General features: G+C 64.1%; 19 protein-coding genes. 10 read left to right on the top strand and 9 right to left on the bottom strand.

Going from position 1 to position 22,561, the window contains the following annotated elements; genetic code table 11:
- The first annotated feature begins 106 nt into the window (after window positions 1–106).
- The 7 genes from HV773_RS13255 to HV773_RS13225 all read left to right on the top strand — a co-directional run bounded on the left by HV773_RS13255 (window position 107) and on the right by HV773_RS13225 (window position 7,890).
- On the top strand, window positions 107–1,183 hold the full coding sequence (locus HV773_RS13255) for an aromatic ring-hydroxylating dioxygenase subunit alpha (RefSeq protein WP_129563593.1): 1,077 nt from the start codon (window positions 107–109) through the stop codon (window positions 1,181–1,183).
- A gap of 1 nt (window position 1,184) precedes the next feature.
- Window positions 1,185–2,345 (top strand): 2Fe-2S iron-sulfur cluster-binding protein, encoded by a 1,161-nt coding sequence (locus tag HV773_RS13250; protein WP_129563592.1) that lies wholly within the window; start codon window positions 1,185–1,187, stop codon window positions 2,343–2,345.
- A gap of 18 nt (window positions 2,346–2,363) precedes the next feature.
- Window positions 2,364–3,488, top strand: a complete 1,125-nt coding sequence (locus HV773_RS13245; RefSeq protein WP_129563591.1) for a DUF2817 domain-containing protein — start codon at window positions 2,364–2,366, stop codon at window positions 3,486–3,488.
- A gap of 29 nt (window positions 3,489–3,517) precedes the next feature.
- The gene (locus HV773_RS13240; RefSeq protein WP_129563590.1) at window positions 3,518–4,441 is read left to right on the top strand and encodes a LysR family transcriptional regulator; all 924 of its coding nucleotides are present in this window, start codon (window positions 3,518–3,520) and stop codon (window positions 4,439–4,441) included.
- 295 nt (window positions 4,442–4,736) lie between these two features.
- Window positions 4,737–5,729 carry a PDR/VanB family oxidoreductase gene (locus HV773_RS13235; protein WP_129563589.1) on the top strand — a complete coding sequence of 331 codons (993 nt, stop codon included), beginning with the start codon at window positions 4,737–4,739 and terminating at the stop codon, window positions 5,727–5,729.
- A 54-nt stretch (window positions 5,730–5,783) separates the two neighbouring features.
- Complete coding sequence (locus tag HV773_RS13230) at window positions 5,784–6,860, top strand: aromatic ring-hydroxylating dioxygenase subunit alpha (RefSeq protein WP_160113477.1); 1,077 nt, start codon at window positions 5,784–5,786, stop codon at window positions 6,858–6,860.
- A 46-nt stretch (window positions 6,861–6,906) separates the two neighbouring features.
- Window positions 6,907–7,890, top strand: a complete 984-nt coding sequence (locus tag HV773_RS13225) for a xylose isomerase (protein WP_129563587.1) — start codon at window positions 6,907–6,909, stop codon at window positions 7,888–7,890.
- A gap of 42 nt (window positions 7,891–7,932) precedes the next feature.
- Here HV773_RS13225 and HV773_RS13220 read toward each other — a convergent pair whose 3' ends face one another.
- Complete coding sequence (locus tag HV773_RS13220) at window positions 7,933–9,291, bottom strand: NAD(P)/FAD-dependent oxidoreductase (RefSeq protein WP_129563586.1); 1,359 nt, start codon at window positions 9,289–9,291, stop codon at window positions 7,933–7,935.
- 101 nt (window positions 9,292–9,392) lie between these two features.
- Here HV773_RS13220 and HV773_RS13215 point away from each other — a divergent pair, with 101 nt between their 5' ends.
- Window positions 9,393–10,349, top strand: coding sequence for a LysR family transcriptional regulator (locus HV773_RS13215; protein ID WP_175195298.1), 957 nt, complete (start codon window positions 9,393–9,395; stop codon window positions 10,347–10,349).
- Between the two features lie 42 nt (window positions 10,350–10,391).
- Here the strand turns inward: HV773_RS13215 and HV773_RS13210 are convergent, their stop codons facing one another.
- The 4 genes from HV773_RS13210 to HV773_RS13195 all read right to left on the bottom strand — a co-directional run bounded on the left by HV773_RS13210 (window position 10,392) and on the right by HV773_RS13195 (window position 15,094).
- On the bottom strand, window positions 10,392–11,366 hold the full coding sequence (locus tag HV773_RS13210; RefSeq protein ID WP_129563584.1) for a PDR/VanB family oxidoreductase: 975 nt from the start codon (window positions 11,364–11,366) through the stop codon (window positions 10,392–10,394).
- 49 nt (window positions 11,367–11,415) lie between these two features.
- A complete protein-coding gene (locus HV773_RS13205) occupies window positions 11,416–12,765 on the bottom strand; it encodes a nucleobase:cation symporter-2 family protein (RefSeq protein ID WP_129563583.1) in 1,350 nt (449 codons plus the stop codon).
- Window positions 12,766–12,881: 116 nt separating this feature from the next.
- A complete protein-coding gene (locus HV773_RS13200) occupies window positions 12,882–13,979 on the bottom strand; it encodes a sugar phosphate isomerase/epimerase family protein (protein ID WP_129563582.1) in 1,098 nt (365 codons plus the stop codon).
- Complete coding sequence (locus HV773_RS13195) at window positions 13,976–15,094, bottom strand: aromatic ring-hydroxylating oxygenase subunit alpha (protein ID WP_129563581.1); 1,119 nt, start codon at window positions 15,092–15,094, stop codon at window positions 13,976–13,978. The genes HV773_RS13200 and HV773_RS13195 overlap by 4 nt, the downstream gene beginning before the upstream one ends.
- A 154-nt stretch (window positions 15,095–15,248) precedes the next feature.
- Between HV773_RS13195 and HV773_RS13190 the strand changes: the two genes are divergently transcribed.
- Window positions 15,249–15,977 (top strand): GntR family transcriptional regulator, encoded by a 729-nt coding sequence (locus HV773_RS13190; protein WP_129563580.1) that lies wholly within the window; start codon window positions 15,249–15,251, stop codon window positions 15,975–15,977.
- A gap of 13 nt (window positions 15,978–15,990) precedes the next feature.
- Here HV773_RS13190 and HV773_RS13185 read toward each other — a convergent pair whose 3' ends face one another.
- The 3 genes from HV773_RS13185 to HV773_RS13175 form a co-directional block, all read right to left on the bottom strand.
- Entirely contained in the window at window positions 15,991–16,446 is a 456-nt protein-coding gene (locus HV773_RS13185) for a carboxymuconolactone decarboxylase family protein (RefSeq protein WP_160113476.1), read from the bottom strand.
- A gap of 58 nt (window positions 16,447–16,504) precedes the next feature.
- On the bottom strand, window positions 16,505–17,149 hold the full coding sequence (locus HV773_RS13180) for an FMN-dependent NADH-azoreductase (RefSeq protein ID WP_160113475.1): 645 nt from the start codon (window positions 17,147–17,149) through the stop codon (window positions 16,505–16,507).
- Window positions 17,150–17,367: 218 nt separating this feature from the next.
- Window positions 17,368–19,560 (bottom strand): glycoside hydrolase family 28 protein, encoded by a 2,193-nt coding sequence (locus HV773_RS13175; RefSeq protein WP_246282278.1) that lies wholly within the window; start codon window positions 19,558–19,560, stop codon window positions 17,368–17,370.
- Between the two features lie 266 nt (window positions 19,561–19,826).
- Here HV773_RS13175 and HV773_RS13170 point away from each other — a divergent pair, with 266 nt between their 5' ends.
- Entirely contained in the window at window positions 19,827–20,918 is a 1,092-nt protein-coding gene (locus HV773_RS13170; protein ID WP_246282277.1) for a VOC family protein, read from the top strand.
- A gap of 141 nt (window positions 20,919–21,059) precedes the next feature.
- Here the strand turns inward: HV773_RS13170 and HV773_RS13165 are convergent, their stop codons facing one another.
- Window positions 21,060–22,487 carry an MFS transporter gene (locus HV773_RS13165; protein ID WP_129563576.1) on the bottom strand — a complete coding sequence of 476 codons (1,428 nt, stop codon included), beginning with the start codon at window positions 22,485–22,487 and terminating at the stop codon, window positions 21,060–21,062.
- Between the last annotated feature and the right edge of the window lie 74 nt (window positions 22,488–22,561).

Below are 22,561 nucleotides of genomic sequence, written 5' to 3'. Positions count from 1 at the left end.
TTAGAAACTCTAAACGAACAGGCAGGTTTTTACATCTATTCTTTTGTTTTCTGGCTTTTTATCCTTGGAAACAAGTAAGCGAAACCGCCAATGTGGAGGCAACGGAATGTTTCTGAGGAATGCGTGGTACGTCGCGGCATGGGACGCGGAAGTGACGCGAGAACTCGCGCCAGTGACCCTGCTGGGCGAGTCCGTGGTGTTGTACCGGCGCGAGGATGGCACGCCCGTCGCGCTTGAAAACGCGTGTCCGCACCGCAAGCTGCCGCTCTCGATGGGCCGGCTCATTGGCGATCATGTCGAGTGCGGTTATCACGGTCTCACGTTCGATTGCGAAGGGGCTTGCGTGCGTGCGCCGGGCAGCGCGCGGATCCCCTCCGGCGCGAAAGTGCGCAGCTATCCGCTGGCCGAACGTTACGGCTTGCTCTGGATCTGGATGGGCGAGCCCGAACAGGCCGATCCCGCGACGATCGTGCAGATCGACGAATGGGGCGACCCGGCGTGGGGCATGAATCGCGGCGATGCAATGACGGTGGACTGCCACTACCTCTACGTCACCGACAATCTGCTGGACCCCTCGCACGTTGCATGGGTGCATCGCTCGTCGTTCGGCAACGCGGCCTGCGAAGCCGAGCCGCTGAAGACCGAGGTGGCGGCGCACGGCGTGACCGTGTCGCGCTGGATGCGCGATGTGGAGGTGGCGCCGTTCTACGCGCAGTTCGTGCGCTTCGCAGGGCGTTGCGATCGCAAGCAGCATTACGAGGTGCGGTTTCCTTCGCACGCGATCATCAAGGCTGTTTTCACGCCGGCAGGCACGGGCGGCGACGATGCAACGCCTCATGCCGATGTGTTCCTGATGAACTCCTATAACTTCATGACGCCGGTGGACGCATCGCATACGCGCTACTACTGGTTCCAGACGCGCAATTTCTCCCCCGACGATGAACAGGTGTCGCGCCAGTTCGACGAGGATGTGCGGCACGCATTCGAAGAAGACCGCGCGGTGTTGACGGCCGTGCACGCGGGCATGCAGAACGCGCGCACGCCGAACATCGACCTCGCCATCGACGCGGGACCGCTGCGCTTCCGGCGCGCGCTTGCGCAGATGATCGAGCGCGAACAGCAGACAGAAAAGCCCGCGCTTTCTCCGATTCACGTCGTGCAACGCGAGCGCGTGGAGCCCTGAAATGAGTGACGCTGGCAAGACGGCAACGGAATTGGCGAGTCGTGGGGCAACGGGCTTTCGTCGCTTGCGCGTGAGCGCGCGCACGCGCGAAAGCGCCACGATCGTCTCGTTCGAACTCGTGCCCGCCGATGGCGAGGCCTTGCCGCTGTTCATGGCGGGGCAGTTCGTGGCACTGCGTTTGCCCCTGCCGGGCGGCGAGCGGTTGTTGCGCACGTACAGCCTCTCGGGCGACCCAGCCGACACGGCGCGCTGGCGGATTTCCGTCAAGCGCGAACCGGCTCCGGCGGGGCGCGAGGACATCGAGCCAGGGCGCGGCTCGTCGTATCTGCACGATGCGGTGCAGGTTGGCGACGACACCACGCGGCCCGTCGTGCTGATGAGCGGCGGGGTGGGTTTGACGCCGCTTGTCAGCATGCTGCATCGGCTTCGGGCGATGGAGGGCGCGCGCGACCGGCGCGTGTATTTCATTCACGCGTGCGAGAACGGCGCAGTGCATGCGTTCGGCAACGAAGTGGCCGCACTGGCGGCCGAATGTCCGAACGTGCGCGTGCACGTCTGCTACCGGCAGCCTGATGCGCAAGACCGGCAGGCGCAGGCCTTCGACAGCGAGGGACTCATCACGCGTGAAACGCTGCAAGGCTTGCTGCCGCTCGACGACTATGAAGTGTATCTATGCGGGCCGCCCGCGTTCATGCAGGCCAACTGGCGGCTGCTGCGCAGTCTCGGCGTGGCGCGCGAGCGCATCCACTATGAGTTCTTCGGCCCTGCAACGGTGCTTGAGGCCGATGCAGAACCCGCGCGAGAAGTATCGTCTGATGTAACTTCGCGTGCGGAGATAAAGCAGGAAATCGATGCGCACGCAACTACAGTGCGCTTTCATCCGGAGGCTGCTCCCGTGGCATGGGATGATCGCTGCGAGTCGCTGCTCGAACTGGCGGAGCAGCATGGCTATGCCGTGCCGTTCAGTTGCCGTATCGGCATCTGCAATACTTGCGTGACGCCGCTGGCGCAAGGCAACATCGAGTACGCTACCGAGCCGCTCGACCCACCCGCTGAAGGCACCGTGCTGCTCTGCTGTGCAAAGCCCGCAGGCCACGTTACGCTGGCGTTGAGCGAGGCGACCGCGCGAAGCGGCGCGGCGCGCTCCCCACAACCCGCTTGATGACCCGCAGAGGAATTCATGAAGATCGGCTTTCCCGTCGAACCCGATTTCGCCGCCCAGCGCCAGCATTTTCTGCACGCCGCACAACTGGCGGGCGCAACGGTTACTAGCTACGCGCATCCGCTCAAGGGTCCCAAAGGCGAGGCGCTCGCGACTGACGTCGCCTGGCTCGGCAATGCCGCCGCACGCCGCGTGCTAGTGGCCGTTTCGGGCACGCACGGGGTGGAAGGCTACTACGGCTCGACGTGCCAGGCGCAATGGCTGCATGAACTGGCCGCGCGAAGCCTGCCCGACGATGTCGCGGTGATGATGGTGCACCTGATCAATCCGTGGGGCACCGCGTGGGTCAGGCGCGTGAACGAAGACAATGTCGATCTGAATCGCAACTACGTCGACTTTGGCGCGCCGTTGCCGCTCAATCCGCGCTACGAGGAACTGCACGAAATCTACGCGTGCCCCGATATCGACGGCCCGCAGCGGCACTACGCCGATACGTTGCTGGAGCGGCAAGTGGAATCGCTCGGCTGGTCGGGCGTGCAGGCGATCGTGGGCGCGGGCCAGTATCGCCACGCGGACGGACTCTTCTACGGCGGCCAGGCCGCCACCTGGTCCAACCGGACCCTGCACGAAATTGCGCAGCGCTTTCTCAAGCCAGCCCAGGTGGCCATTTCGTTCGATCTGCACACGGGGGCGGGCGCGTTCGGCCACCCGATGCTGATGGCGATTGCGCAATCGGCCTATCCTGCGCTGGCCGACGCGCAGCACCTTTACGGCCCCTGGCTCTACACGCTGCTCACGCATGCGGATGCTGCCATCAGCGAAACCGGCGTGGTCGCAAGGGCGACGGGTTATGCCTCGCAGGCGCTGCTGGATGCGTTGCCGGACACGCACCTGATGCAGCTTGTGATCGAATGCGGCACGTACCCGGAAGCGCCCATGCACACGGCCTTGCGCGACGACCACTGGTTGCACCTCTATGGCGATCCGCGCGACGCGCGAGGCCGCGCGATCAGCCGCGCGCTGTTCGAATCGTTCCTGCCCGCCGACGCCGATTGGCGCGAACTCGTGTGGCTGCGCACACGGCAGATCTGGGAGCGCGCGCTGGCCGCGCTGCCGGGCATCGCGCCTGCTGGAGCGCCATGAAACGCGGTGTGATCTGCTAGTATCGCCGCGTGAACGTCCATGCCCGCTCTATTCGCTACTTCGACATGATTTGCCGCTGCGGCTCCATTCGTGAGGCCGCGCGGCGCTTGCATGTGGACGGCTCGGCCGTCAACCGCCAACTGCTCAATCTGGAAGAAGAGGTGGGCGCGACACTGTTCGAGCGCCTGCCCGGCGGCCTGCGTCTCACCGAGGCGGGCCGGCTGTTCGCGCAGCACGTGGTCACCGTGCTTCAGGACGAGCAGCGCGTGCTGGCGGAAATCGAACGGCTCCAGGGGCTCGAACGCGGCGAGGTGTATCTGGCCGCCGCCGAAAGCCTTAGCGCGGGCTTGCTGCCCGCCGTGCTCGACCGCATGGCGAACCAGCACCCCAACGTGGCGCTGCATGTTTCCATGCTCGGCTCCGGGTCCATCGCGCAGCGCGTGGCGTCGGGCGACGTCGATATTGGCGCGGCATTCGCCATGAGCGAGCATCCCGATCTGACCTGTGTGGCGAGCGGCGAATTCAGGCTGGGCGCGGTGATGGCGCCGGACCATCCACTCGCATCGCGCCGGCGTGTGAGGTTCGATGAATGCGCCGAGTACGGTCTCATCATGCCGAACCCGGATGTGGCCGTGCACGCGATCCTCGCGCCGCTCGTGGCGCGCGCGCGGCGGCCGCTGCGCGCCGTGGTCCATAGCGGCACCATCGAATTGATGCGCCAGCTCGCCGTGCGCGGGACCGGCATCGGCTTCCAGACGCGCATCGGCCTGGACGAGGTGTGCGCGGCTGGGCGGCTCGCTTTCGTGCCGCTCGACGAGACCGAGCAGGCGGTTGCGCGCCTCGGTTTTTATGTGCGCGCGACGCGCGCGCTGCCGCCGGCCGTGAGCGCCATGCTCGCGATGCTCGGCGAGTCGCTCGACAATCTGCTCGAAGCGGAAGCGCGCACGGCCTGATACGGGCTGCGCTGGCGTGCGCGCTGCAAATAATGCAGCGGGGCGCTGTTTAATCGCCGCTACGCGCACGCGAAGGATCTTCCTATACTCAGTTCCAGAACAACGATCTGGGACACACCCGAGCCGCTTCAATACCGCAACGCCGAATTTGCATTCATTTCGCGCTGATGCCGTATTGATGTTGCATTGACGTCCTTCGGCCCGTAGTCCCCAACCCACCGGATGCCTGTTCGCACGGCGGCGCGCCTCGCGCCTCGCCGGGGGCACGCTCGCGTCCGCATCAGGAGAGCACGAGATGACTCACACGCAGCATTCCCCCCCTGACGCGCGCTGGCCGCTCGAACTCGAAGTCGTCGCGAGCGAGCCGCTTACGAACGCGATTCGCGGCCTGACATTCAAGTCCGCTGGCGGCGGCGCGTTGCCTGGTTTTACGGCCGGCGCGCATATCCGTATCCAGACAGCCGCCTCGCCCGATGACGAACGCAGCTACTCGCTGATCAATAGCGCCAATCAGTCGGGGCACTACGAAATCGCCGTCAAGCTGGAGCCGAACGGGCGTGGCGGGTCGCGCCGCATGCATGCGCTGCAGCCCGGCGAGCGCTTGCGTGCGAGCCTGCCGAAAAACGATTTCCCGCTACACGGCGTACCGCACGAGGCCGTGCTGATCGCGGGCGGCATCGGCATCACGCCGATTCTCTCGATGGCGCGCACGCTTGCGGCCTCCGGCGCGCGCTTCCAGTTGCACTACGCGTGCCGCACGCCCGGGGACGCCGCGTTTCGCGAAGAGGTCGCACAATCGTGCGGCGCGCATGCGCATCTGTACTTCGATCATGGCGATCCGTCGCGCGGCATGCCGCTCGCGCAGGTGATCGGCGGGTACTACGCCTCCGGCGCGAAACGGCACTTGTATGTTTGCGGGCCGCGTCCGCTCATCGACGCCGTGATCGCCACGGCGCGCGCGCTGCACTGGCCCGCCGATCACGTGCACTTCGAGTTGTTCGGCGCGCCTTCCGCTGCACCCGGCGACCGCGCATGCCGCGTCGAACTGCGGCGCAGCGGGCGCACGCTCGACGTCGGGCCGCAGCAGTCCATCCTCGACGCGATGATCGACGCGGGCCTGGACCCGCTCTTCGATTGCCGGCGCGGCGAGTGCGGCGTGTGCGCACTGCGCGTGCTCGAAGGCACGCCCGAGCACCGCGATTACGCGCTGGGCGACGAGGAACGCGAACAGCAGATGTGCATCTGCGTTTCGCGCGCGCGCAGCGAATCGCTCGTGCTCGATGCCTGAATAAACACTTTGCATTCCTGCCGATTGAAAATGCCGATTAAAAACGGAGACACCATGAGCACATTCGTCAAAAACGCGTGGTACGTGGCGGCCTGGAGCCGCGAGGTGGGCCGCACGCTGCTCTCGCGCACGCTGCTGGGCGAGCAGGTATTGCTGTATCGCCGCGAGGACGGCACGCCCGTCGCGCTGGTCGACCGCTGCCCGCACAAGCTCGCGCCGCTTTCGCTGGGCGAGCTCAAGGGCGACCACGTGCAATGCGGCTATCACGGCATGACGTTCGACTGCACGGGAACCTGCGTGCGCGTGCCGGGCCAGCAGAACATTCCGCCCACCGCACGCGTGACCGCATTTCCGCTCGTCGAACGCTACGGCGCGGTGTGGATCTGGATGGGCGACCCCGCGTGCGCGGACATCGGCACGATCGTCGACGTGCCGCACTACGGCGACCCGGACTGGGGCCTCGTGGACAATCAGTACCTGCACTTCCGCTCGAACTATCTGAACATCACCGACAATCTCGTCGATCCGGCCCACACGACTTACGTGCACAAGAACACCATCGGCAACGCGGCGGGCGAGGACGTTGGCGTGAAGGTCGAGCAGGGCGATGCGCACGTGCTCGCGTACCGCTGGATCCGCAATGCGCCGCCCGTGCCGCTGGTCCAGAAGATGGCCAACTTCAGCGGCATGACCGACCGCTGGCAGTATTACTACCTGCATCTGCCCTCTACGTCGTATGTCGATTTCGGCTGCATCGAGAGTGGCACGGAGCCGACCGAGGACAACAAGGACCGCGGCTTCCGCTCGTTCAGCTTCAACTTCCTGACGCCCGAAACCGAAACCACCACGCATTACTTCTGGCTGCATCTGCGCAATTACCACGCGCACGACAGCGCCGTGTCGGCCGATGTCGAGCGGCTCATGACGCTCACGTTCGAAGAAGACGCCGTGCTGCTCGCGTACGTGCAGCGCGAGCAGGAGCGCACCGGCGTGCGCGAGTACACGCGGCTTGGCATCGACAACGCGCCGGCGCGCATCCGGCGCATGGTGGAGCGGCTGATCGCGCAGGAAGCGCCGCTGGCGGACAAGCAAGGCGACGCGCGCACGACGGCCGATGCATGTGGCGCCTGACCCTCTCGTCACCCGCTTTCATGGAATTAATCAGGAGAACAGAGTCATGACGTTTTCGATCGGCTGCAATGGCCGGGGTGTACAGCACACGCGGCCCGTCTCGGTGGACGAGCAGTTCAGGATGATCAAGGAGTCACGCGTTTTCGACCATTTCGACCGCATGCCGCAGCCCGGCGAGGAACGCGAGTACCTGCGCGCCGCCGATCGCCACGGCATTCCGATTCGCACGGGACTGTGGTCGTACACGGCGGGCCGCGACGAAGCCGCGCTCGAACGCAACCTGCGCATCTGCAAGGAAGCGGGCGGCGAGTTCCACAACATCATGCTGTATCGCCAGCACGCTAGCGGCCAGGAAGTCAGCGACCAGCAGATCGTGGACTTCTACCTGCTTGCGCACGAGTTGGGGCAGAAGCTCGGCATCGAGATCGGTTTTGAAGTGCATATCTACATGTGGTCCGAAGACCTGCGCCGCATTTCGCCGGTGGCGCGGCAGGTGCGGGCGCGCGGCGTGCCGTTCAACTTCGTGCTCGATCATTCGCACGTCCTGCTGAAAGTGGAAAACCCTGAAGAACAGGACGTGAGCGGCATTCGCGAGGACGTGGAGGCAGGGCGCTTCGTGATCGACCCGTACGAGCCCGGCAACGTGATCGACGAATGGATCGGCATGAACATGACCCACTGGTTGCAGATTCGCCCGGTCTCGCCGAACGGGCCGAAGAATCCGTGGCAGTTGAAGGACGGCGGCACCTATGGACGCGCGTGCCAGTACCCGTTTTTCCGGCCCGCGCCGGGCGAGTGGCATTTGCCGTGGCATGCGTGGCGCGTGGAGCCCTGCAAGGAGATCGTGCGCCGCGTGCTGCGCCATCACCGCGATACGCTCACCAGTCCGCTGCGTTACATCACCACCGACATGATCGACATGCCCGACTACGGCGGCGGCGTGAAGTACTCGCTGTTCGAGCAGAACGTGGCGATTGCCGAGTGGTTCCGCAGCACGTGGCAGTCGATCGAAGCCGGACTCGACACGTGATTGAGGCGGCGGAGCCGATGCACGCTCCGCCGCTGGCACACTTCAATGCAACTTGATTGAAGGCCGGTTGTAACGCTGCAGAAACTGGCCCAGCGTCTGGAGCAGCGTATGGCGGGTGCCATGCACGCCCAAAAGGTGCTTGCGATACAGCAGCCGGTATAACCCCGAAGCAGCCAGTCCGTCGACGATCACGGAGCGATCGCGCACTCGCAGGTCCGCTTGGTAAAGCGCGCCGGACTCGCCGAGCGAGACCACCGTGCCGGAGTCGCGAAACACGAAGCCCGCGACCGGCTTGCCCGCAATGCGCCGTGCGAATGCCTGGCTCAGGTAGACCGCCTGCTGGTGGGCGACCTGGGCGCGCGGCGGCAGGTAACGGCTCGAACCGCCCGCCGGGCAGGCCGCGCAGTCGCCGAACGCGAACACGTGCGGATCGTCAGGCGTTTGCAAGGTATCCGTCACGATGACCTGATTCGACGCGCTCAGCGCCAGGCCTTCGATCGTACGCAGCATCGCGGGCCCGGCCACGCCAGCGGCCCAGATCGTCATATCGGCGGGCAGAACTGCACCGGTCGAAGTCACGATGGCATCTTCCTCGACGCTCGCCACGCGGGTGTCGGTCAGCACCTCGATATGCAGGCGTTCGAGCTGCGCCCGGGTGCGCGCCGAAATGCGCGGATCGAGCACCGGCAGCACACGCGCCGTGCCTTCAATCAGACGAATCTGGACGTCGCGGTCGGGATCGAGCGCCCGGAAGCGGTACGCCGCGAGTTGCCCCACCGCGTGCCGCAGCGCCGCTGCGAGCTCCACGCCGGTCGCGCCGGCGCCGATCACGTTGATGCACACCGGCCGCACCAGCGGCGCGCCAGGTGCATCGGCGAGGTGATTGATCTTCGCGCAGGCCGCGAGAAACCGCTTGCGGAAATCCTCGGCGTGCCCAACGTGCTCGAGCGGCAGCGCGTGACGCGCCGCGCCCGGCACGTTGAAGAAGTTGGTCACGCTGCCCACGGCCAGCACGAGGTCGTGATACGGCACTTCCCGTTGCGGCACGATCTGCGTGCCGTCGTTATCGAGCACCGCGCCGATGGTGGCGACACGGCGCGCGCGATCGACCGACTTCAATTCGCCCTGCACGAATTCGAAACCGTATCGCTTGGCCTGCGCCGCATATTCGATCGTGTGCGAAGCGGGATCGCGGTGGCCCGATGCCGCTTCGTGCAGAAGCGGCTTCCAGAAGTGCGTCGGCAAGCGGTCGACGAGCACGATGTGCGCCTGTCCGCGGCGGCCGAGCGTGCTGCCCAGACGCGTAGCGAGTTGCAGGCCGCCGGCGCCGCCGCCGACAATCAGGATGCGCGGCAGGCTTGCCGTGCGCGCCTTTGCGAGAATGCCAGGGATGAGTGCCATTGTTGTTTTCCAGAATGAAATCGGTTTGAATATCGCGCGACTGGATTTCACGATATCGTTTCATGAATCCAAGAACAATTTAATGTTTATAGGCGACTCATATGCTTTCACTAATAGGAAAGGCGGCCACGTTCCGGCAACTCAAGGCGCTCGACATGGTCATGCGTATGGGGAGCGTGTCGCGCGCGGCGCAGGAACTGCATCTGACGCAGCCCGCTGTCTCGCTGCAGATCCGCCTGCTGGAGGAAGCGGTGGGCGCGGCGTTGCTGCAACGGGTGGGCCGGGGCGTGGAGCTGACCACGGCCGGCGAAATCGTGGGCCGCTATGCGCGCGAGATCCTGCATCTCTGGCGAGAAGCGAGCGACGAAGTAGCGGCCTTGAAGGGGGATTTGGGCGGAACCTTGCGCATTGGCGCGATCACGACCGCCGAATATCTGATTCCGCCGCTGCTGGTCCGATTCACGGCGACGCGTCCGCATGTAAAGACCTACTTCAAGGTCGGCAATCGCGAGGAAATCATTCGCATGCTCGCCACGCATGAAATCGACCTCGCGGTCATGGGCAGCCCGCCCAAGGAACTGCGCACTCACGCCGCCGAATTCGCGAAGCATCCGATGGTGTTCGTCGCCGCGCCCGAGCATCCGCTCATGCAGCGCAAGCGCATTTCAATGAAGGATCTGGAGTCGGCGCACCTGCTGGTGCGCGAGCGCGGTGCGGGCACGAGAACGACGGTCGAAAGTCTCTTCAAGACCTCGGGTCATCGATTTCATGTGGGGTCCGAATTATCGAGCAACGAGGCCATCAAGCAGATGGCCGAAGCCGGGCTCGGCGTGGCGTTTCTATCGCGTCATGCGTGTGCGCTGGAGTTGCGCGCCGGGCTGCTGAAGGAGCTGCCGTTCGCGGGCAACCCGGTTGAACGCGAATGGTATGTGGTGACGCTGGCCGACCGGCGCATTTCGCAGGTGACTGGCTTGTTTCGCGATTTCCTGATCGAGCAGGGCGCGCCGGTGATCGATCTCGCGATGTTGGCCTCCTCCGGCGCGCGGCGGCGAAAGTAGGGATGCGCAATCGCGAGCCGGCGGCCGACGCCGCTGGCCGGCTCAAATATCGAGCTCCAGCACGGCGCTCAATGAACGGGAGCAGCACGGCGTCATCTGCTTTCCGGCCGCCCGCTCCGCTTCGGACAGGTAGACGTCGCGATGATCGGGCTGTCCGGCCAGCACGTGCGTGAGGCAGGTGCCGCAAACGCCTTGCTCACACGAGACCTCGACTTCTATGCCGTGCCGGCGCAAGGCGCCTACGATGCTTTCACCCGGGGCCACGCCGCAGCGCACGCCGCTTCGCGCGGCAATCACTTCGAAAAAGGCATCGCCGGTGGTCTCGCTCGCGGGCGCGGAAAAATGCTCGACGTGGAACTGAGTCGAGGGCAATCGATCGTCGATACAGGTTTGAACCATCGACATGAAAGGCGCCGGGCCGCACGCGTAGACGTGCGACGAAGGATCGATGCCGTGCAGCGCGGTGGAGATAGCCTGCGCCGTTCCCTCGACCGATGCGCCGGTGTGGATGTGCAAGGCGCCGGCCATCGACTCCAGCGCCTGGAGCTGCCCGGAAAACGCAATATGCTCGGGCGAGCGCGTGAAGTAATGGAGGCTGAAGGCGCGGCGCTCCTGCAAGAGCGCCTGCGCCATGGCGAGCAATGGCGTAATGCCAATGCCGGCCGCGAACAACACCGCTCGCGAGGCATCGCCATGAAGCGCGAAGTGATTCTTCGGCGAGCTGATCTGGAGCGTTTGTCCTTCGTGAACTTCCGCGTGGACCGCGCTCGACCCACCCCGCGAGTCGGGCTCGCGCTTCACGCCGAGAATGTAGCGGTCGGTTTCACCGGGCGCGTTGCACAGCGAATACTGCCGCACGAAATCTCGACCGGCTTGACGGGACGGAATATGCACATCGATATGCGCACCGGGCGTGAACGGCGGCAGTGGCTTGCCATGCGCGTCAGCGAGTTCGAGTGCAACGATATCGGCGGCAACAGGCCACTTCTTGCGCACGACAACAGGAATCGTACTCATGATCGGGTATCTCTTGATGTTATGGACAGGAACGGGTTGCGAGACGGAATCAGTGGGACGTGTTCGCGCCTTCCTTTAGCGTGGTTTCGACGGCGGCGAGCGGCTCGGCGCCGTTCGCAAAGTAATTGAGGACGATGGCGGACACGGCGCACAGCGCGATGCTGCTGTTGAGCAGCGTGCCGATATCGGCGGGGAACATGGCGAAGTACTTGTCGTCGACCATGGGAATCATGCCCACGCCGAGGCTCACCGCGACAATCATCAGGTTGTGGCGATTGCTGCGGAAGTCCACCGACTGCAGGATGCGCACGCCATTCGCGGCGACCATGCCGAACATCACGAAAGCCGCTCCACCCAGCACGAAGTGAGGGATCGAAGCCACAATGAACGCGACTTTCGGCACGAAGCCCAGTAGGATCATGAGCACGCCGGCGGCCACGCAAACGTAGCGGCTGCGTACGCCGCTCACGTGCACGAGGCCGATGTTCTGCGAGTAGCTCGTGTACGGAAAGGTGTTGAAGATGCCGCCCACGATCGCCCCGAGGCCGTCGGTTCTCAGCCCGAGAACGATATCGGCACGCGTCGGCTTTTTGTCGATGATGTCGGCGAGCGCGAAGATGCCGCCCATCGACTCGATCAGCGTGACGAGCATCACGAGCGACATGGACACGCACGCAACCAAGTCGAAGCGCGGCCAGCCGAACTGGAACGGCCGGATCATCGCGAACCACGGGGCGCTCGCCAGTCCGTCGAGCTTGACGAATCCCGCCGCCGCCGAAAGACCGAAGCCCAGCACGATGCCAAGGAGTACCGATATATTGGCGACGAACCCGCTCGCGTAGCGGCTGATGGCCACGATCGCCACGAGCACGAAAGCCGCAATGCCGATATACGCGGGCCGGCCGAAGTCGGGTATGCCGTAGCCGCCGCCAGAGTAGTGAATGCCCACGCTCATGAGCGACACGCCAATCACGAGAATGACCGAGCCGGTGACCACGGGTGGAAAGAAACGCAGCAGACGCGCCATCAACGGTGCGACCAGCAAGCCAACGATGCCCGCCACGATTACGGAGCCGAAGATGCCCTGCAAACCCAGTGAGGGATTCATGCCGATGGCGATCATCGGCCCGATGGCGACGAAGGTGACGCCCATCATCATCGGGTAGCGGATGCCGAAGATGCCGAGACCGAGCGATTGCACGATCGAAACCAGACCGCCGGCGATCAGGTCCGCGTTGATCAGCGCCACCGTGGCTTCCTTGCTTAACCCCAGGGCGCCGGCGAGCACGAGGGGGACCGTGACCGCGCCGGCGTACATCGCGAGCAGATGCTGAAGACCGAGAATACTGAGGCGCGAGAGCGGCAGCTTCTCGTCGACCGGATGAATCGTGTCGTTCATGGGAGACTCCAAAGGGCTTGACCTGTGATGGAAGCGGGACCGGCATGGCGCTCGCGACGCGGGCGACAGCGTGCCCGCGTGCGGCGATGGGCACGCTGGAAGTCAGCGGGACGCGATCAGTTCAGGGGCGCGGGACAGCGGTGGGCGTCGACCCATTCCTGCGCGGACGAGGCCAGGCGACGCGACTCGAAGATGGCCGCGCGCTCGGCATAAAGCGTGCGAACCGCGCGCGCCACCGCGCAACTATCGGCGAACATGTCGTATTTCCAGCCGACGCCATAGGCGGACAGATTGATGTTGTCGATGGTCATGATCCGCATGGCGTCGTCGTCGGTGCTCAGGTAGTGGTCGATGACCTTGCGCACGACTTCCATGGTGCAGGCGAGCTTGTGCGCATGCCACATGTCGGTATGCCATTCGCCCGGCGCGGGGCGCCTGAACGGATACTGGATGCCGCGTCCGGGCCGCTCGCAGGCCATGCCGTCGAATGGGCCGCTCTCGAAGGCCCACCAGTTGCGGGGGCCATTGGGCGCGGCGGGGCGCACCTGGGTCCAGCGGACCATGTTGCGTTCGAGCCAGCGGTCGCAGTAGCTATCCGGATCGAACGGATCGAGCCGCTGAATCTCGCCGGGATTGCCGCGAATGCCCGAGACGGCCTGCTCCACTTCGTTCTCGATCTTGAAGATGCAATGGCTATAGTCCATGCAGAAGCGAAACGGCACGCCGCGAGACTCGACCGCGTCGGCCACTTCCTCGACGCGCGGAAATTGTTCGGACCACATATCGACGTGCACCTCATAGGTGATGTCGATTCCGAATTTATCGGCGAGATCGAATGCGCGCAGGTACGAATCCACGACTTCGTCGTTGGTGATCAGATGCCCGTCGTGATGGCGGGCCCAGACCATCAGGTTGTGATACTTCGCACCAATGCGCTGGCTGCGCCTGAGATTCGCTTCGATCACCGGCTCGTCGCGGCCCAGTTGATAAGTCCAGCTGCCGGAGAGCACGGGAATACCGTATTTCTCGATCGCGCGTTCATAGTCGGCGAACTGATGATCCTCGGGAATGCGATCGAAGAAGTCCCACAATCCCGATTCGGCCACGAGCCGAAACTGCTCCATGATGGGCAATTCCTGCTCGCTCACAGGAGCGCTCATCGACGAGGGCTGAACGCCTCGTCCGGCGCAGGCGAGGGGAAACATTTTCTTCATTGGGCCTGCTCCTGTGCATTCAGCCGAAGGTCGGCGTGCGCCACGGGCGCGGGGCGACGGTCGATCACGTCGGTGTGCAGGCAGGCATCGAACGAGGCAGCGCCCGTTTGCGCCGCCGACGCCAGCTCGCGCAGCCACTTGCGGTACTGGATCGAGACCTTGTCGGTCACCACCGACACCTCTTCGGCGATAGGGCCGGCCGGCGTCTGGGATTCGATGACTGGCTGGTCTTCGCCAAGCACCTGCTTCTGGAACGCCAGATGCACGGCATCTTCCGCTTCCGGGTCGGCTTCGTCCGCGCTCGAGCGCGCGACGATCATGAAGTTGCGGCAGGTGGCGTCGTCGACGGGACACGACGTGGTCCACAGGACGTAGCGCCCAGGGCGTCGGTAGAGTTCGATTTCGAGGTTGATTGTGAACGGCATCGTGCAGCGATAAACGAATGTGCCGAGCGGGGAATTATCGGGCAGGCTCGCGAGCATTTCGCGTGCGGGCTCGATTTCGAAGCACAACTCACCATTGCTGCGGTCGACCGGCACAACAGGCGGGCGCGCATAGGCGGCGTCGTACAGCGTGCCTGGATGCACGAATGCGAAGTGGGAGAAGTCGGTGAAATTTTCCCAGCGGCGCTCGGCCGAGGTCTGCCAGACGTAGGAGTCGGCCACGATCACGCGCATGCCCTCACGCTCCCAGTCGGAAAAGCGCGGGATTTCCGTGCAGCCATAACTGCTGTCGAGCCGGACCCAGACCATCCCATACCTGACTTCGCATTCGAACGCGGGCGTGCGCGCCTTGCCTGGAATCGGCAGATCCGGACACGCCGGGATATGCCGGCAAGCCCCCGATGCATCGTACGACCAGCCGTGATAAGGGCAGGTCAGACGATCGTGCTCCACCTTGCCCTTCGACAGTTTGGCGCAGCGATGTGCGCAGCGGTCGGCCATCGCCGTCACGCGTTCGCCAAGACGCGCTACCACGAGATCTTCACCGAGCAGGCGCACCGCCATCGGACCGTTGCCCGAAGGGTCGGCGGCCGCGAGCTCGCGCTCGGTGCAGACGGGGTGCCAGAAATGCCTGAGATAAGTCCTGTCGCGAGTAATCGGGGTTTCTGTCATCGTGCCTCCTGTGAAATTGTCAGATTCGCATGCGATGACGAATTATTGTATGCAATCTATTGAAATAGGAAACATGGTATACCCCTACGTATGCCATGGGTGCTAATATGCGAACCATCTTGGTAGAGATGGCGCATGGGAGAGGGCTGCCGCAATGAAGGAAACGTCGACACAGGCCGTGATTGACGCGATCACGGACGCGATCTTGCTGCAGCGTCTTTCGCCGGGCACGCGACTAGGCGAGACCGAACTGGCTGCAATCTTTGGTGTGGGCAGAACGGTGATCCGCCAGGCGTTGATCCGTCTCTCGCAAAGCAAGCTCGTGCGCATCGAGCACAATCGCGGCGCGTCGGTTGCGCAGCCCACCGAGTTCGAGATTCACGAGACGTTCGAAGCGCTGGCGATGATCGAATGCGCGGCCATGGAGAAGTTCGCCGGCACGATGACGGCGGCGGATGTGCAGCGTTTGCGGCAGCATGTGAGCGAGCAACGCGTCGCGCACCAGCGCGAGAACGTGGACCTCGAATACCGCCTGGGGCCCGATTTCCATCTGCTGATCGTGCAGATGGCCGGCAACCGGACCCTCGAAGGCATCCATGCCAGCCTGATCGCCCAGGAGCGCCTGTTCACCTCGTTTCATTACGATGGTTTCGATCATGGCCATCTGTGCCGCGATCACGAGGAAATCATCGACTTGATGCAGGCGGGCGCGGTGCAGCGGGCGCAGGCACTCATGAAAGGCCATTACCGCACGCTGGAAGGTTTCTGTCTTGGCAACAGGGAGCGCCGCCAGGGGCTTGCGCTGCGCGAGGCGCTGCAGCCGCTGGCCAAGCCGGAGGCGCCGCCTCCGGCGCCCACGGGGCAGGTGGTTCGCATCAAGTAAGCGGGGGCAAGCCTCAACCCGCCTGAAACACCCCCGCTTCCCACGCAAACGGCTTCGCGAGCCGGTTCCACGTGTTGATCTGCGCAACTGCCAGCGTCAGGTTCGCGAGTTCGTTGCGGTCGAAATGTTCGTAAGTCGCCTTGACGAGTTCTTCGTCGATGGCGTTCTCGCTGATCAGCGTGAGCGCCTCGGCCCAGCGCAGCGCAGCCTGCTCTTTCGCGCTGTAGAAGTGCGGGGTCTCATGCCAGACCGGCAGCAGATTGAAGCGCAGCGGATCCTCCCCCGCATGAACCCCTTCCTTGATATGGCGGTCGAGGCAATACGCGCAGCCGTTGAGTTGCGAAACGCGCGCGCGGACCAGCTCCAGAAGCTTGAAGTCGAGGCCTGCGGTGTTCACATACTGCTCGACGCCCAGCACGGTTTCGAGCATGCGAGTAGGTAGTTGTCCAAACGAAATACGTTCCGGCATGAAGGCTCCATTTCGGAGAGTGGGTAAGGTAAAACGGTTGTGCGGCGAGGCCAGGCGCTCAAATGCCCCGTGGCTGCCTGCGTTTGAGCGCGACAATATTCGCGTCGATCCAGCGGCGCGCGCTGGCGAGCATGATGGCTTGCTGCTCGGGGCCGTTTCTGATGCCTTCGACGGTGACGAACTCGACATTGCGTATGCCGATGGTCCCGAACACCGCGCGAATGTAGCCCGTGAGATAGTCGGGCTGGCGCGCGGCGCCGCCCCAGGTGAAGAGCCCGCCCGAGGAGACCGCGACCATCACGGGGCGGTCCCTGAGCAAGCCGATCTTGCCCTGCGCGGTCATGGTGAAGGTGCGCCCGAGGCGCATGACGTGATCGAACCAGGCTTTCAGCCCCGAAGGCGCGCCGTAGTTGTGCATGGGCGTGCCCATCACGACCACGTCGGCCAATTCGAGTTCGGCGATCAATTTTTCCGAAAGCGCGAGGGCGTCGTGTTGCGCGGCGTTGCGCGCATGGGGCGCGATCAGCATGGCGTCGACGAATTCCGCGCTCAGGTGTGGCGGCGGCGCGTTGCCGAGATCGCGCCGCAGCACGCGTGCGTCGGGGTTTTCGCCCAGCAGCGACTCGACGGCGTAGCGCGTCACCTGGCTACTGACCGAGGCGTCGCCGCGCGGGCTGCACTCGATATGCAAGATCTGGTTCACGCTTCGACGGCCTCCGGTTTCATGCACCGATCCAATCCGGGAACGTTCGTAAAGATCGATGTTCGCGAGGCGAGTGCGGTTTGTGCGCTATATGCGTTAAGGACCGATCCTATCAAGCCGTGTGCGCGGCGGCACCATCGCGCCGCGCATGTCGTTCATACAACCGCGCTGATAAGCCTTGCCATCGAGCGCGGCCCGCCTGCCGGGGGCGCCGGACTTCAGGTCGCCGGTGCGCTCAGCGACGTGTTGTACGTCGTGCCGGCGATCACCACATTGGTCAGCGTGATTCCGCTCACATTGCTCGCGAAGACCGGACCCGGCGCGGCCGCCGCGGACGTTGAAGGGGTGGTCGGCACCGCGCCCGTGCATACCGGGTTGCCCAGGTTGCAGTTCGAGATCGTGACGCCGCTGATCGGACTCACGCTCGGCATTGGCTGCGGGCCGTTGTAGTCGACCGCCTCCGGGCCTTGCATGACGATGGCCTGGAAGCAGGAGTTCGATCCGGCGATGAACCCCGATGGCATCGAATACGACACCGCGCCCGACACGTTGCTTGCAGTCACGTTCGTGATGTTGATGTTGCTGATGACCGAAGGCGTCCAGCGCACCGCATCGCCGGCCGGGCTGTAGTCGCAGTCGAACGTGATCACGCCGCCCTGGCCGGTGGACGGATTTTTCGCGAGACCCGTGGTGCCCTGGCCGGTGATCGGACTGATCGCGGCGCCGAGCGCGCCGCCGCCGTACTTGCCGGCGAGGTTTACGCCGTTGGCCAGCGTCACGCCATTGATCCAGACGTTGGTGATGTATCCGCCGCGGTTCATGTTGGACTTGAACCGCAGCGCGATATTCAGCGGATTGGTCGCCCAGTTCTTGTTCTCCATGGTCAGATTGCGGGCGTAGACGTTGCGCACGCCCGCACTCATTTCGCTGCCGATCGTCAGGCCGCCGTGGCCGCTTTGCATCGTGCAGTTCTGTACGACGATGTTCTGCATCGGGCCGTACTGGGTGTCGAGGTACTTGCCCGATTTGATCGCGATGCAGTCGTCGCCGGTATTGAACTGAACGTTTTGCACCAGCACATGGTCGCACGCGTCCGGATCGAAACCGTCGTTATTCGGGCCCACGCTGTCCGCGAACACGCCGTCGATCACCACGTTTGTGCAGTTGGTGGGATGGTGCTGCCAGAACGGCGTGTTTTGCGTGTGGTAGTTCTGCATCAGCACGTTCTTGCAGCCAATGAACTCGACCATGCACGGGCGCAAGTAGTGGCCGTTGCCGAAGATGCGGTTCTCGACCGGCACGCGCAACTCGGAGAGCGCGGGCAGATAGTTCTGGTCCTGGTTCCAGCCCGTGCCCGTCAGCAGGTCCATCAGCGAAGTCGTCATGCCAGCCGGATTCGTGAAGTTCACGTTCGCCTGGGGATTCTGGATCAGGGACGCAGGGAGGCTGGTCAGTGCGACGTTGTTTGGATTCGCATAAGCCTGCGACGGCGTCGATGAACCGGCGCAGCCATACGTGTTGCTGCTGCCCTTGTAGGTCCACCAGCATGAGGTGGGGGGCTGGCTGCTCAACTGCATCGGTGTCATCGCCTGACCGTTCAGGACGCAGGTGTTGTCGTCAGCGGTCAGGGCAATGTTGGTCTGGCCGAAGGCATAGACCGGCGAACCGAAATTCAGGCAATCGTTGGCCTGCCAGCGCGTGTGATACAGATTGCCGTTCGCCGTTTTGTACGGGCCGTGTTTGGCGTAATCGGCCGGGTTCGGGCTGAAATAAATCGTACAGCCCGATTCCAGGTGGAAGTTCACATGGCTCAAGAGCACGATTGGACCGCCGCAATACCAGTTGCCCGCCGGCACCACCACACGGCCGCCGCCGGCGCGATTCGCGTCGACGATCGCGGCATTGAACGCGGCGCACGAGTCGTACTGCGTGCCCGTGTAGTCGCACGGCACCATCACGCCCGAGCCGGGACTTTGAAGGTCGCTGGTCGGGTGCGCGGCTTGCTCGGTGCCGCCGGTCACCCATGGAATCTTGCCGCCCGGCCACGCGGTCGATGCAAGCAACGCGGTGGCGGGGAGCGTGCGCGCGCCATAGCTCATGACGTGAAATTCGGCGTGGGGGAACAGCGCGCGATCGACGTGGCCCAGCCTTTTCATGATGACCGTGGCCTGGCCGCCCGGGCCCCAGATCGGGTCTTGCGCGGCAGGGTGGCCGGGGTTTGCCGAAGACAGGCCTGGCGGAGTGGACGCGATCGAAAGCATGGAGTTCGCCGCCGCCCCGCGACTGACCGCCAGGAGGCTGGCGCCCGCTGATGCGCCCGCGAAGGCCATGAATGCGCGGCGGCCGGGGGAGGCGGGCGCAGCGGTGCGGGCCATGGGGAGCGGGGTGTCCTCTTGATCGTGCGTTGCCATTGAGTTTGTACTCCTTATTGTATTGCTGGGAGGGCGGCTGGATTCCTGGCGGCCATGGACCGCGAGGCGGCGCTGGTGCGAACGGGAGGTGCGCGGTTTTGCGACGGACCGATCAGTCGATCGGTCCGTCGCGGCCGGCTCGATCGCGCTTGTTATTGTTGTCAGACGACATAGGACTCGTCAATCAGATTTATCTAGGTGATGTTCCTGGGTGGGCCGGTTTAATCACCATTCCTATCCCTTCAATAAGCTTTCGATTGAATAATTTGTTAGACGAGCGTGCGTTGCCTGCATCGTTGCAGGAGGTATCCGGACACGCGTTCTGCGGGCCGTCGCCGCGTTCTTGTCGTCGAGCAATGAGCGCGCAATGTTCGAGCGCCGGTGATCGAGTTCGTCATATCACGCAAGATCGGTTTGACTCGACGGAGCGACGCAAACATGCGAATCTGAATGCTTCGAAAGCCCCGGATCGCAACGTAGACCCCATGGATCACCTCTACACAGACGACGATACAGGTAACCTGGTACTGCTCGAGCACGTCAATCTCCGGGTTCCCGACCCGCTTCTCGCCACCGCCTTTTACGTCAGCGGACTTGGGCTCACGCGCGACCCGTTCATGATGACCGGTGTCGACAATATGTGGATCAATATCGGTCGATCGCAGATTCATTTGCCGACTGGAAAAGCGCAGCGTCTACGCGGCAGTGTCGGTATCGTGGTCGGCGAGCGGGATGCGCTCGTCGCGCGATTGCAGGCGGTTGCGCCCCTGCTCGGCAATACCCGGTTCGGCTGGACCGAACACACGGACCACGTCGAAGTGACCTGTCCGTGGGGGAATCGCTATCACTGCCTCGACCCCCAGCGCCGGCCGGCCTCGGCGCCCTGGTCGAAAATCGATCTGGGAATGGCGTTCGTCAAGCTCGACGTTCCGGTCGGCAGTGCTGCCGGGATTGCCGGCTTCTATCACGATGTTTTCGGCACGCCCGTGGACGTGAAGGACCACGGCGGACTGCCGTGCGCGGTGATCGACATCGGCACGCATCAGCAACTGCTATATGCGGAAACGCAGGACGCAATTCCGGAATACGACGGGCATCACATCGCTATTTATGCCGCTCGCTTTTCCGGGCCGTATGCGCGTCTGGCCGCGCACGGCGTGGCTTATCGCGAAGAACCGCACCAGTTCCGCTTTGCCAGCATCGTGAATCCGGAGTCCGGTGCGCGCTGTTTCGAACTCGAACACGAAGTGCGGAGTCTGCATCATCCGCTTTACGCGCGACCTCTGGTGAACCGCAATCCGCAACAGACCAACCGTCATTATCAAAAGGGCGCCGATTCGCGCAGCGGCGCGTTTTGAAGCGAGGCGGCTTCGCGGGCGTCGTGGTCTGAAAGCTTCCTGTTTGCAGGTTCACTAGAACGGCAAGGCGCCGGTAACGCTCGCTTTGCTGCGACAGCATGCGCAAGATCAGGTAGGTCCACGACGTCGCGGCCGCCGAGATCAGCGCGCCGCGCGCGCCTCACCCGAAGCGGCCGGCTCTTGCGAAGCGTCTTGCAGATCATCGAGGTCGCGGCCGCGCGTTTCCGGCGTGTGGAAGGTTGTCCACACACCGATCAGGCTGAGGACCGCCACATACGCCGCAAGCGGAATCCACGCCAGAATCGTGCCTTGCGCGCCACCCCAATGCGCGGTCGCCCAAGCGATGATCGATGCGCCGATGAGCGGCGCCACACCGCCAGCGATGACCGCCGACATTTCGCGGCCCACCGCGACGCCGGCGTAACGGTGTTGTGCGCCGAAGAGTTCCGGAAGCAGCGCACCCTGAGTCGCGAACATGCCCCAGACACCGGCCAGCGTGACGCAAAGCATCGCGATGCTTGCGGTGGCATTGCCGAGGCTCAGCACCCACCAGGTCGGGAAGGCCAGCACGAGTTGATAGACAGCGAAGGCGCGGTAGACTGGCACGCGTCCGAACCGGTCGCTCAGCATGCCGGCGAACGGAATGACGAGCGCGCCCGAAATGCCCGCGAGCAGCAGCGCCACCGGCCCGATCGGTCCTTTGAGCCCGGTTGCCGTCACCATGTAGCTGATGGCGAGCGACTGATAGATCGACGACCCGCCGTTTTCCGCCATCCGCAGGCCGATCACCTTGAGGAGCGCCGGCTTCGAATGTTTGACGAGATGCTTCAACGGGCTGTCCTTGACCTGCTTGCGCGCTTCGAGTCTCGCGAAAGACGGCGACTCCTTGAGCTTCAGGCGAATCCAGACCGCCACTGCAATGATGACGGCGCTGAGCAGAAACGGCACGCGCCAGAGCCAGCTCTGCGAAAGGTCCTCGACGCGTACCAGCGCGAAGTAGATCGCGGCCGCCATCACCGTGCCGAGCAGCACGCCCATGAACGGCAAGGCCGCGAAGTACCCGCGACGTTGCGCAGGCGCGTACTCGGCCATCAGCACCGCGGCTCCTGCTTGCTCCGCGCCCGCTCCGAGTCCCTGCAACAAGCGGCAGCCAACCAGCAGGATAGGCGCCCAGATGCCGGCGCTGGCATAGGTGGGAAGCAGGCCGATCAGCGTGCTTGCAAGACCCATCAAAAGGATCGTCGCCGTGAGGACGAACTTGCGCCCATAGCGATCCCCGAGCGCGCCGAAGATGATGCCGCCCACCGGGCGGATGGCGAAACCGAGGAAGTACGCGCCGAAGCTTGCGATCAGTCCGATGCCGGGATCGCTCGTCGGGAAGAACAGCGGCCCGAAGATCAGCGCCGAAGCGAGGTTATACAGCGCGAAGTCGTAGTACTCGAGCGCGCTGCCAAGGGATGCGGCCCATGCCGCGCGGTACAGGTCGGCGGTGCTGACCGCCTGGCGGGGCAGGTCGGCGTGCTTCTGGCCGAAGCTCGGGGCAGCGGCGATGGTATGGGGGTGCTTCATCTCGTCTCCTCCAGATTGGGTGCTGCTTCGGAGCAGGTCATGATCCGCCCTCGTCTTGATGCGAGGTGCTGGAT

The sequence above is a fragment of the Paraburkholderia caffeinitolerans genome, assembly GCF_902859945.1.
In the GTDB taxonomy this organism is placed as follows: Bacteria; Pseudomonadota; Gammaproteobacteria; order Burkholderiales; family Burkholderiaceae; genus Paraburkholderia; species Paraburkholderia caffeinitolerans.
This window is presented reverse-complemented; position numbering and strand designations above follow the sequence as displayed.

What these genes read in the sequence shown, in the direction of transcription:
- HV773_RS13255 (WP_129563593.1), top strand. Translation starts at nt 107, where the DNA reads ATGTTTCTGAGGAATGCGTGGTACGTCGCGGCATGGGACGCGGAAGTG.
- HV773_RS13250 (WP_129563592.1), top strand. Translation starts at nt 1,185, where the DNA reads ATGAGTGACGCTGGCAAGACGGCAACGGAATTGGCGAGTCGTGGGGCA.
- HV773_RS13245 (WP_129563591.1), top strand. Translation starts at nt 2,364, where the DNA reads ATGAAGATCGGCTTTCCCGTCGAACCCGATTTCGCCGCCCAGCGCCAG.
- HV773_RS13235 (WP_129563589.1), top strand. Translation starts at nt 4,737, where the DNA reads ATGACTCACACGCAGCATTCCCCCCCTGACGCGCGCTGGCCGCTCGAA.
- HV773_RS13230 (WP_160113477.1), top strand. Translation starts at nt 5,784, where the DNA reads ATGAGCACATTCGTCAAAAACGCGTGGTACGTGGCGGCCTGGAGCCGC.
- HV773_RS13225 (WP_129563587.1), top strand. Translation starts at nt 6,907, where the DNA reads ATGACGTTTTCGATCGGCTGCAATGGCCGGGGTGTACAGCACACGCGG.
- HV773_RS13220 (WP_129563586.1), bottom strand. Translation starts at nt 9,291, where the DNA reads ATGGCACTCATCCCTGGCATTCTCGCAAAGGCGCGCACGGCAAGCCTG.
- HV773_RS13215 (WP_175195298.1), top strand. Translation starts at nt 9,393, where the DNA reads ATGCTTTCACTAATAGGAAAGGCGGCCACGTTCCGGCAACTCAAGGCG.
- HV773_RS13210 (WP_129563584.1), bottom strand. Translation starts at nt 11,366, where the DNA reads ATGAGTACGATTCCTGTTGTCGTGCGCAAGAAGTGGCCTGTTGCCGCC.
- HV773_RS13205 (WP_129563583.1), bottom strand. Translation starts at nt 12,765, where the DNA reads ATGAACGACACGATTCATCCGGTCGACGAGAAGCTGCCGCTCTCGCGC.
- HV773_RS13200 (WP_129563582.1), bottom strand. Translation starts at nt 13,979, where the DNA reads ATGAAGAAAATGTTTCCCCTCGCCTGCGCCGGACGAGGCGTTCAGCCC.
- HV773_RS13195 (WP_129563581.1), bottom strand. Translation starts at nt 15,094, where the DNA reads ATGACAGAAACCCCGATTACTCGCGACAGGACTTATCTCAGGCATTTC.
- HV773_RS13190 (WP_129563580.1), top strand. Translation starts at nt 15,249, where the DNA reads ATGAAGGAAACGTCGACACAGGCCGTGATTGACGCGATCACGGACGCG.
- HV773_RS13185 (WP_160113476.1), bottom strand. Translation starts at nt 16,446, where the DNA reads ATGCCGGAACGTATTTCGTTTGGACAACTACCTACTCGCATGCTCGAA.
- HV773_RS13175 (WP_246282278.1), bottom strand. Translation starts at nt 19,560, where the DNA reads ATGGCAACGCACGATCAAGAGGACACCCCGCTCCCCATGGCCCGCACC.
- HV773_RS13165 (WP_129563576.1), bottom strand. Translation starts at nt 22,487, where the DNA reads ATGAAGCACCCCCATACCATCGCCGCTGCCCCGAGCTTCGGCCAGAAG.